The organism is Streptomyces sp. MBT53 (assembly GCF_016654115.1).
GTDB lineage: Bacteria > Actinomycetota > Actinomycetes > Streptomycetales > Streptomycetaceae > Streptomyces.
In genome coordinates, this window is sequence record NZ_JAEQAZ010000274.1 from 1 (window position 1) to 8940 (window position 8940).

The following is an 8940-nucleotide window of genomic DNA, read 5'->3' on the forward strand; positions in this document are numbered from 1 at the left end:
ATCGTGCGGCTGGGCGGCCGGCCCGCCTACGTGAGCACCTACGCGGTCGGGCCCCCTCGGGACATCTCGCAGGAGCGGAAGAGCCGGAAACCCGCCGACCGTCCCGTCTTCCGGGCGTACGGCACGAACGGCGAGGTGTTGGCGGAGATGTCGCCGCCCTGAGGCGAGTCCCTCCCGGTGAGGGCCGCCGGCTCCGGTCCGGCCCCCGCCTCCATTGAGCCGCGCTCACGCGGTGGCGACTGTCGTTGCCAGGTGTATCGCGGTGAGGAGCGAGGCGCCCGCGATCATCGTCGTCTTCCGGGTGGCGATTCCGATGACGGCGTCGCCCACCTGGGCCGCGGCGGCTGCGCACAGGACGAGCGCGGCGGCGGGGCCCGGCCAGGCGAGGGGTGCGACGAGGGCCGCGACCCCGAGGGGTACTCCTCTGGTCGCGTACATCCATCCGTAGAACCGCTCGCCGGAGGTCGGCGTACCGCTCTCGCTCAGGGCGGCCGGGCGGATGCCTCCCACCAGTGCGAAGACGATGCTCGCGAGCGCGCCGACGGCGTTGGCCGCCAGGAGGATGTTCACGAGGCGTACTCGGTGGACGGTTCGGTGCCGTAGCGCGTCCAGACCTCCGCGACGGCCTCGCGCGACAACGGCTGCCCGGACTCGACCATGGCCTTGAGGTCGCGGAAGTACTGCACGTACAGGTCGGGGGTGAAGGTGTTGAGCATGACCGCCGTCTCGTCGGTCACGTTGGCGAAGGTGTGCGGGGCGCCCGGCGGGACCATGACCCAGGTGCCGGCTCCGGCGTCGTAGTCGTCCTCCCCGACGGTGAACCGCACGCTGCCCGAGAGGACGTAGAACCCCTCGTCGTGCTGTGCGTGGCGGTGCTGCGGAGGGCCGGCGGTGTGCGCGGGGACGGTGATCTCTCCCATTCCCAGGCGGTGTTCGGTGTTGCTGCCGTCCTCGAGGATCCGGATCGTCGACGGGCCGTTGACGATGAGTTCGCCTTCGCCGGGACGGGTGATCGACACCTTGGCCATGAAGTCTCCCTGACTGATGGGGTTGTGGGGTTGCCAACGGCCAGGACCCTAGGGGTGGTTCGGGCACGCATGCAAGTAGACTCTTAAAAAAATAGTTGACTACAATTCAGGGAGTGCACCCGCTATGCTGACGGTCGGCACGAAGGGATGATCATGGTCGAGCGGAGCCGCCCGAACGGGCTCAGCAACACGATGGAACGCACCAGGACGGCGATCGTCACCGCCGCCCGCGACCTCGCCGACACCGGAGCGGAGATCACGATGCCGACGGTCGCGGCCCACGCACGGGTCTCCGAAGCGACCGCCTACCGCTACTTCCCCGACCTGCTCACACTCCTGCGCGCCGCCGTGATGACGCAGGACCTGGTCGAGATCCTGCGCTCACGGACGGACAGCGACGACCCGGTCGAACGGATCGGCCAGGCCGCGGAGGTTCTCGGCCGGGCGGTGCTGCGCAGACAGGGTGCCGTCCGGGCGGTCGTCGCCGCGACCATCGCGAAACCCTCGGCCTCCAAGGACCGCCCGGCCCACCGCTTCGGCCTCATCGAACACGCCCTTGCCCCATGGGCCGACGGCTGCGGCCCCGCAGACCGCGCGACCGTGGACCAGCTGGTCCGCGGCCTCGCCCTCGTCATCAGCGCCGAGTCACTGTTCACCCTGCTCGACCTCTGCGACCTGCCCCCCGACGAGGCGGTCACCGCGCTCGTGACCACGGCACGGCAAATGACGGCGGCGGCCGTCGCGGCGGTTTCCACGGGCCCCGCCACCGACTGATCAACCGCTGAGCAGGGACCGGCTCAGCCGTCGGCCAGGACACTCCCGGTCACGCCGCCCGGCACGACGGAACCGCGCAGGGCGCCGGCGACGACACCCCCGGCCCAGTAGAACTGCGCGAACGGTGGAGCCACAGAATGCAGGAACCGATCCAGGACCGGCCCGGTCGCCGTCGGTCAGGGCGTACGCCTCGCCGGGCAGGACGACAGCGCTGCACCTGCGGGTGAGCCGCCCGCGCACACGGTGGAGGGGGAAACGACAGCCCGTAGAACACAGGGCGGACGTTGACCAGGAACGCGGTCAACGCGACCGTCGCCGGGGAGTGACCGCGACGGGCAGATGCACGAGGAGGAACCCGAAGGAGCCGGCGTGGACGACCGAGGTGATCAGGCTCGCGCGCCACCAGGGCAGGCCAGCATGGGTGACGAGCACCCCGAAGGCGAGGCCGAGCGGGAGTAGGCCCAGATCCACGGAGGTGGAGGCGGCTCACTCGCGAACGTCGGCACCCTGACCTCGGTCAGGTTCCACGTCTGGCGGTAGGCCGCGATCCTCGGACCTCGACCGGTCCGCTCAAGGCCTCTCTCTGTCGGCCGGCATCACGAACCCCGCCCCTGTCCGGAAGCTCCGAGCCTCCCGCGCAAACCGGCGGACGTCTCCTTCCTCGGTCTCCCGATTTCGCACACCCCCACCATCCGGCGGAGCCGCCACTGCCGCCGGGCCCCACTCCCAGGGAACAGGGGGCCTCAGTCCACCGACGTCTCCAGCGGTGTCGGCGGGGCCGTCACCCTCTTGGCGAGGAACTCACGCATGCGGTCCTCGACTTCGTCGAACTGCCGGCCCGGCGCCGCGAAGCCGCGGAAGAGGGTTCTGCAGTACTCACGCGAAAGAGTCTCCGCGTCCCATTCGCCGTCGAGCTTGACCCATTGGTAGGTGTGGTTGTGCATGTTGAGGAACTGGAGTGTGGCCAGCCTGGGGTCCAGCTCGCGGAACGAACCGTCCTCCATGGCCAGCATGAGAAGCCCCTGTACAACGTTCTCGAACTCCTGGCGCTGGCCCAGCAGTCGGGCCAGGTTGGCACCGTCCAGGTTCCGGTAGTCGTGCTCGTAGACCCAGACGTGATCGAGCCGGGCGAGGATGTTCTCCACCAGTGTCTGCGACAACATCCGCAGCTTCAGCACCGGGTCGGCTTCCACCTCCGCGATCCGGCGCACGGAGGCCAGCAAGGGTCGCATGACCCGGTCCTGGATCTCGACAAGAAGGTTCTCCTTCGAGCCGATGTAGTAGTACAAGGCACCCTTCGCGAGCCCGACCACGGTGCCCAGCTCGACAATGCCGGTCGCCGCGTACCCCTTCCGTGCGAACAGGGCCGCGGCCTTGTCGATGATGTCCTGCCGTCTGACCTCGTATTCCGGGCCGTGTCCTGGTGGTCTCCCCATAAGGCCTCACCCTAAGCCGTCCCGTCAACGGCCGACCTTGCCGACATGACCTTGCGCCTTGTCCCTTGCCTTCGGACACGCGAGACACCGGGTCCCGGGGTCCTGCCCGGCCGAGGCCACGACCCTCGCGAGCGCGAAGTTCGCTTACGCGGCCCCGCTCGACGGCCTGGTCCCGAAGTCCGCCCGCGACGGCTTCAATCCCGCCCCCCTCGACACCTGCACGTCGGCGGGAAGACGTACTGCCTGGTCCGCCTGACGACGGGTGATGCATCGGAACCAGATATCCACGCCCCGATATTGGAGGACGGGGTGGCCACGCTGCCAGCACGGCGCCCAGTTACGCACTGACCGTCCTGCGACCGAGCACGCGTGGTCAAAGCGGGCCGCTGCCGCAACACACGCCGGCCGAAGGAGCAATCGTCAATTGGGTGTAGCTCCTTTGGAGGGACGGGCTGAGCTGGGACGTCGGTACCTGGCGCACTACCCGTGCTCGACGAGGGTGCCCCTCGTGGGAGCGCCGCAGGCAAGCACGGCGGCCAGGCCGAAGAGCGGCCGGGCGGTCCTCGGTGATCAGCGGTGGGACAACCGCAACCGCCGGAAGGATTGCGCCTAGGACTCCGCTGCCACGGCCGCCTTCGCGATCGGCGCCGCGGGCGTCGACCGGGCGGCCTCCCTGGAGGGCTGCGAGGTGCTCGCGGTGAACGGGGCACGGCGGGCGCTGCGGACGCCGGAGTTTCGTCGTCCAGGAGAGTTCCCCGGCCGCGAAGTCGACGGCGTTCGCCGGTGCGGGCGGTGCATCGGACGGGTACGCATTCCTTACGAAACGCTCGCGGGCCTGTGCTGTCGCTGGCTACGCTGCCGGAGCCGAAGGATGTGCGACAGCACCATGTGGTCGGGGGACACAAATGGCTGATATTCGCGTCGAGACCGTTGCTCTGGACGCCGCCGGGAACCGTCAGATCGCCAGTCGCACCAGGACCAGCGCACCGCTGGCCGACCGGGCGGCGGAGCTGGAAGAGGCCATCGTGCAGGCCTCGGCCATCGCCCAGAGCTCCCTGTCCCAGGTGCCGCGTCGCGACGGTTGGCAGGTCACGGGCATGGAGGTGACCTTCGGACTGACGCTCGCCGCGGAAGCGGGGGTGATCCTTTCCAAGGCGTCCGCGGAAGCGTCTTTCGAGGTCAGCCTCACGGTCGAGCGGGTCCCCGAGCCATGAGCGGCACCGGCTTCTGGGTCGACCTGTACCTGTCGGAGCAACGGCTGGGCGGCGGCTTTCTGGTGGTGCACCGTCATGTCCTGACGGCGTTCCACTGTCTGCGCGGCTCGGTGGCCGAGGGCGGGCGGGTCGACGTCGTCCTAGCCGACGGCACCCGCCTCGCCGGTGAGGTGCGCCAGTGCGACCCGCCGGCCGACCTGGCCCTCGTCACGGTCCTCGACGCGCGCCAGGTGACCGTCCGGATCCCCGGCGCGGGCACCGCTCTCAGCGGCGATGCCTGGCACGGCCCGTACCGGCCCACGCGGGCGGACGCGCATCTGCTGGGCACGGTGGACCACCCCGGGCTGGAGTACGAGTTGACGAGCGGCGAGCAGGTCCGGGCGCTTCAGCTGGGGGCGCGTCCAGAGAGGCTGGACGACTATGCCGGGTACTCCGGCGGTCCGGTCGTCAAAGGAGTGCCGGACGGGCCCTCCTCCGAAATCCTCGGCATTCTCCAGGAGCAGCTGCTGGAGAGGCTCACCCGGGACCGTGCGGTCGGAGTCCTCTTCGCCATGACGATCGCTGAGGCGATGCGGCGCTTCGAGGTCCTCAGCGTTGAACACATGATGGGCTCGCTGGGCCATCCGATCGATTCGCTCTCCGGCGACCACGAGCGGTCCGCGGACGGCATCCCGCACGACCCGGACGATCTCGTCACACTCTTGTCCGACGGGATCGAGGCGTGGGCCAAACGCACGAGCCTCGACGCATCCCACATTTCGGAGCTGAAGTCCGCCGTCGAGAAGGTCGTTCTACGTCAGCTGGGCGGTGACCCGGTATGACCGACCGCTGGCAGGAGGCGATCACCCTCGCGGAGACCGTCCTACGCACCGGTTCCCCGGACCGCCTGCGGATCCGGGCCCTCACCCGCGAACTGCGCGGTGACACAAGGCTGTTGCGGCATCCCGGCATCGGCAAGGACGTGGCCCACCTGGCAGGGCTGCTCGAAGCGCTCGGCCTGGTCGACGAGGCCCGCGCGCTCCTGGAACAGGTGGCCTTCCGCCTGGTCATCGATCCCGAGGCACTGTCGTTGCCCGCGCGGGTCCGCAACCAACTGGCGGTCGCGCTGGCGGACCGTGACTACCTCACGGCGGCGGTCACGGTCCTGTCGACAGCCGTCGGCCCGGGGGCTCATGACCCAGGTGCCAACGGTACGGCCGGCCCCGTACCGGACGGCGTCGAGGCCCAGACCCTGGCGAACCTCGCGGCACTCAAACTGCGCCTCGGCGATCTCACGGGCGCCGAGGGCGACGCCCGGCGAGTCCTCCCCGGCTTCGACAGTCATGACCACGCGTCGGCCGAGCAACTGGACGTCCGGCTGCTCACGGAGTCGGTGCTGGCCGAGGTGGCCCGCCGCCAGGGCGACCACTTCTCGGCGGACCAGTTGGTGAACGCCCTGGCTCGCACCGCTCGGCAGGTAGTGCGTCGGCGCGGCGGTGATCATCCCGCCTCGCTGTCAGCCCTGGTGGCCCTCGCCCGCGCTGAGTTAGCCTCCGCGTTCGCCGCGGGCGACGAGGAACGACTGGAGAAGTCGGCCGACGTACTGGAGATCGCGGCGCAGAAGACCGCCGCGACACTGGGCCCGCAGCACCCGCTGTCCCGGTCGGCGCTGCTCAACCTCGCCGCCGCGGAACGCGCCGCCCCCGAGGTGACCGGAGGACAGACGCACGTCGAAGCGGCCGAGGCCCTGATCCGGGCGAGGCAGGAGCCGACCGCGCCGCCGGACACTCGTACGTTCGAATGGACCCCGCTCCGCCTGCCTCGCGCGGTGCGGGGCCTGAAGAACCTGCCACCCGAAGTACGGCTCTACGGCCGGGTCGACCTGCAGAAGCTCGCCAGCGAGATGGACGATGCCCGGGGCGCGGCCCAGGAGTTCGTCGGCGTCCTGGCCGAAGCCGTCGTGCGCAACCCTCCCGGATCCCGCGTCGTCCTGCGCGTACTCGTCCGCAAGGTGGTCAAGGACCTGGTCCAGGGCAGCGCGGTCGCCCCCGACAGAGACTTTGTCCGCAGGCAGGGGCTCGACCAGGTCGTCGAGTACGGCCGTAACCTCGGACGCCAGCTGTCCTTCGTCCGCAACCACTCCCTCGACATGATCGGCAAGCTTCTCCAGGCGGCGACACTCGTCTCGGACCGGAACCGGGCACGTGTCCTCGACCTGGCCAACTCCCTAGTGCGCGCGCTCGACCGGGACCTGGCCCTCGAACTCGTCCGCACCCTCGACGCCGACCTCGCGGCGGACCTGGTCCGTGCCTTTGACAGCGGTCTCGATGCCGAGGAGGTACTCGACCGGATCCACGACCTCGACTACCACGGAGTGCTCGACCGCACCCGGATCCGCACCCTCGACCTCGCCCAGGCTCTCGCGGACGCTGAGCTGGAAGTCAGGGAACTGGCGGACGACTTCGAGGGCGCGGACGTCAGCGGGGTTGGCAACCTCGAGGTGGACACCTTGGGTGGGCTGCGCTGGAACGAAGAGACCCGCTGGCCGTCGAGATGGGCCGAGGACATCCGGCGCTCATCGATCGAAACCTCGCCCGGGGTGTTCGTCGTCGATGAAACCCTCTTGGGGGACGTGGTCAGGACGTCCGGGACCGGCCTGTAGGAAGGACATGGGGAAAGGGCGGGTCTCCGGTGGGTGACCGAGACGCTTTTGGGTGCGGCTCTCTTGTGGTGAGCTGGTGATGCCGCGCGCCGTTGCCGTTCGTGGTCGGACGGCGGATCGCCGCGTTACAGGACGTGGTCTTGGAGGCGGCGATGGTGTCGTGGCTGGAGGAACTCGATCGGCGAGATCCTGTCCGGCGACGAGACGATCTCGGTTGCCGGGGCGGAAGCGGACGCGGGCGGGGCGGAGACGGAGGAGCACCATTTGCCGGCGGGATCGCCGGTCGGGTGCGGTTGGTGCCGCAGTGGACGCCCGGGCTGGTCGTGGGGGCGCTGCCGCGTTCGTACCAGGACATCGTCGAGGGGCTCGCGGATGCGGTGCATCCGGTGCGGGCGCATCACATCTGTGGCGCGCTGGGCTTGTCGACGGACAAGAGCAAGGCGGAAGGCTTCCCGTCGAGACTGAAGCGGCTGATCGAGCGGGGCTGGCTGACGGAGGCGCAGCCGGGACTGTTCGCGTCGCAGCCCGCGGTGACGGCGGGCGCGGTTGCGCCGGAACAAGGCGGCACAGAGGGCTCGCACCGCCGCGCCGGCGTGGGGTCGGGCCCTCGTCCCCAGCGCCGAAGGTGCCACCCATTCATCCGCCCGAAAAGCGAGAGCCCGATGACCGCAGGCTGTGCGGCCGCCGCGACGGCTGGCGTTCGACCAGGCAGAAGCCCGTGACCCGCAACACCGCCGGTGCTGGGTGTTCCTGATCGACGGCGCCGAGCACCAGCTCGACTTGATCCATGCGCAGGCCGCCCGACGGGGCGTCACCATCCAGGTCGTCCTCGACATCGTCCACGTGATCGAGAAGCTGCGGTCGGCCTCGCGATGCTTCCACACCGCCACCGATCCGGACGCCGAGACCTGGGTCGGCACCCAGGCCGCCCGGATCCTGGCCGGCGACGCCCTCGGCGCCGTCACCGGCATCCGCGCACAAGCCGACCGGCTGGACCTGTCCCCAGACCAACGGGCCGCAGCGGACCGGGCCCGCCGCCACCTGGAGAACAACGGCGCCCATCTCCACTACGACCAGGCACTCGCGGCCGGATGGCCGATCGCCAGCGGCATCGTCGAAGGCGCCGCACGTCATCTGGTGGCCGACCGACTCGAAATCAACGGCAGCCGGTGGACGGTCCCCGGAGCCGAAGCCGTCCTGACTCCGCGAGCCCTCATCAGCAACGGCGACTTCCCGCAGTACTGGATCTTCCACAGGCACAGAGAACGCGAACGCCTCCACCCCCGGCCCGACCAGCACAACTACGAACTCCTGGCCTGACCGGCAAGCTCACTCCACGAGAGCCGCACCCAACGGAGATTGAGCGCTGGTGGCTTGCTCCCATGGTCAGCGGAGTGAGGCCCACAGGTCGTCCTGATCCTCGGGATCGGGCTGGTCGGGGTGGAGCATCGTTCGGACGCAGCGTTGCAGTCCCGTCTCGTGGGATCCCCCGGAATCGGCCATCCAGGGCAGGTCGTCCATGGCGTGGGCGCGTTCGTCGGTAGCGAGGTCGTCGACGGTGGTGCGCAAGTCGTCGGGGGCGGGTTCGTCGGTGAGGCAGAGCCAGCCGATCGCGGCGGCCAGGCGGACCTCGGGTGCTTGTGTTCGGTCCCGCCACTGTTCCCGCATCCATGTGGTGGTCGGCGCGTGGGGGTGGGTGCGGGTGGCTTCGGCGGTGGCGAGGACCAGGGCGGCGCTGACCTTCGGATCCTCCTCGGCGGCGAGCCGGGCACGGAAGGAGGCACGGACGGCGCGGTCGGGGTCCGAGACGGTGGCCAGTGCGTAGGCGGCGTCGATACGTATCGACG

10 protein-coding genes and 1 pseudogene are annotated in these 8940 nt (G+C 69.8%); 6 read left to right on the forward strand and 5 right to left on the reverse strand.

Translation table 11 applies throughout. The features are described from left to right. Positions 1-225: 225 nt before the first annotated feature. Together JHN45_RS47565 and JHN45_RS47570 are read right to left on the reverse strand one after the other, a co-directional pair. A complete protein-coding gene (locus JHN45_RS47565; RefSeq protein ID WP_201055656.1) occupies positions 226-570 on the reverse strand; it encodes a hypothetical protein in 345 nt (114 codons plus the stop codon). Then, positions 567-1028, reverse strand: a complete 462-nt coding sequence (locus JHN45_RS47570; protein ID WP_201055657.1) for a cupin domain-containing protein — start codon at positions 1026-1028, stop codon at positions 567-569. The genes JHN45_RS47565 and JHN45_RS47570 overlap by 4 nt, the downstream gene beginning before the upstream one ends. Positions 1029-1181: 153 nt before the next feature. Here JHN45_RS47570 and JHN45_RS47575 point away from each other — a divergent pair, with 153 nt between their 5' ends. Next, the gene (locus JHN45_RS47575) at positions 1182-1802 is read left to right on the forward strand and encodes a TetR/AcrR family transcriptional regulator (protein WP_201055658.1); all 621 of its coding nucleotides are present in this window, start codon (positions 1182-1184) and stop codon (positions 1800-1802) included. A gap of 300 nt (positions 1803-2102) precedes the next feature. On the opposite strand, the gene JHN45_RS53760 is transcribed toward JHN45_RS47575, so the two are convergent. Both JHN45_RS53760 and JHN45_RS47585 read right to left on the reverse strand, forming a co-directional pair. Then, the gene (locus JHN45_RS53760; RefSeq protein ID WP_307783405.1) at positions 2103-2273 is read right to left on the reverse strand and encodes an AzlC family ABC transporter permease; all 171 of its coding nucleotides are present in this window, start codon (positions 2271-2273) and stop codon (positions 2103-2105) included. Between the two features lie 272 nt (positions 2274-2545). Then, positions 2546-3238, reverse strand: a complete 693-nt coding sequence (locus JHN45_RS47585; RefSeq protein WP_201055659.1) for a TetR/AcrR family transcriptional regulator — start codon at positions 3236-3238, stop codon at positions 2546-2548. A 905-nt stretch (positions 3239-4143) separates the two neighbouring features. Here JHN45_RS47585 and JHN45_RS47590 point away from each other — a divergent pair. The 5 genes from JHN45_RS47590 (at position 4144) to JHN45_RS47610 (ending at position 8413) form a co-directional block, all read left to right on the forward strand. Next, positions 4144-4452 carry a CU044_2847 family protein gene (locus tag JHN45_RS47590; RefSeq protein WP_201055660.1) on the forward strand — a complete coding sequence of 103 codons (309 nt, stop codon included), beginning with the start codon at positions 4144-4146 and terminating at the stop codon, positions 4450-4452. Continuing rightward, complete coding sequence (locus tag JHN45_RS47595) at positions 4449-5273, forward strand: serine protease (protein WP_201055662.1); 825 nt, start codon at positions 4449-4451, stop codon at positions 5271-5273. Before JHN45_RS47590 ends, JHN45_RS47595 begins: the two co-directional genes overlap by 4 nt. Further along, positions 5270-7093, forward strand: coding sequence for a hypothetical protein (locus JHN45_RS47600; protein WP_201055664.1), 1824 nt, complete (start codon positions 5270-5272; stop codon positions 7091-7093). Before JHN45_RS47595 ends, JHN45_RS47600 begins: the two co-directional genes overlap by 4 nt. Positions 7094-7185: 92 nt before the next feature. Further along, positions 7186-7815: a hypothetical protein gene (locus JHN45_RS47605; protein WP_201055666.1), complete on the forward strand. Its 630-nt coding sequence runs from the start codon at positions 7186-7188 to the stop codon at positions 7813-7815. A 22-nt stretch (positions 7816-7837) separates the two neighbouring features. Further along, complete coding sequence (locus tag JHN45_RS47610) at positions 7838-8413, forward strand: hypothetical protein (RefSeq protein ID WP_201055668.1); 576 nt, start codon at positions 7838-7840, stop codon at positions 8411-8413. A 66-nt stretch (positions 8414-8479) separates the two neighbouring features. Here JHN45_RS47610 and JHN45_RS47615 read toward each other — a convergent pair. Continuing rightward, positions 8480-8940: pseudogene (locus JHN45_RS47615) on the reverse strand (hypothetical protein); the annotation flags it as partial.

Excerpts from the sequence above, each read along its gene's own strand:
- JHN45_RS47570 (WP_201055657.1), bottom strand. The coding sequence starts at position 1,028 with ATGGCCAAGGTGTCGATCACCCGTCCCGGCGAAGGCGAACTCATCGTC.
- JHN45_RS47575 (WP_201055658.1), top strand. The coding sequence starts at position 1,182 with ATGGTCGAGCGGAGCCGCCCGAACGGGCTCAGCAACACGATGGAACGC.
- JHN45_RS47585 (WP_201055659.1), bottom strand. The coding sequence starts at position 3,238 with ATGGGGAGACCACCAGGACACGGCCCGGAATACGAGGTCAGACGGCAG.
- JHN45_RS47590 (WP_201055660.1), top strand. The coding sequence starts at position 4,144 with ATGGCTGATATTCGCGTCGAGACCGTTGCTCTGGACGCCGCCGGGAAC.
- JHN45_RS47595 (WP_201055662.1), top strand. The coding sequence starts at position 4,449 with ATGAGCGGCACCGGCTTCTGGGTCGACCTGTACCTGTCGGAGCAACGG.
- JHN45_RS47600 (WP_201055664.1), top strand. The coding sequence starts at position 5,270 with ATGACCGACCGCTGGCAGGAGGCGATCACCCTCGCGGAGACCGTCCTA.